Below are 282 nucleotides of genomic sequence, written 5' to 3'. Positions count from 1 at the left end.
CAGGAGGTTGTTACTAATATTCAAAGAGCCAATGAACGGGATGACTTGGATGTTCTGATTGTTGGTCGTGGCGGTGGTTCTATCGAAGACCTTTGGGCTTTCAATGAAGAAATTGTGGTTCGGGCTATTTTTGAATCCCGTATTCCAATCATTTCCAGCGTAGGTCATGAAACAGATACGACCTTGGCTGATTTTGTAGCAGATAAACGAGCTGCTACCCCAACAGCTGCCGCAGAATTAGCAACACCTGTGACCAAGGCGGACTTACTGGGCTACCTCAAT

Annotated in this window: 1 protein-coding gene; it reads left to right on the top strand. The window is 46.1% G+C overall.

The genetic code is table 11. The features are described from left to right. A partial coding sequence (locus C1G53_RS03420; protein ID WP_330847463.1) for an exodeoxyribonuclease VII large subunit occupies window positions 1-282 on the top strand: 282 nt, incomplete at both ends.

The sequence above is a fragment of the Streptococcus suis genome (genome assembly GCF_002960445.1).
Classification (GTDB): Bacteria; Bacillota; Bacilli; order Lactobacillales; family Streptococcaceae; genus Streptococcus; species Streptococcus hyiners.
The sequence above is the reverse complement of the archived record's forward strand: the minus strand, read 5'-3'. Positions and strand labels throughout refer to the sequence as shown.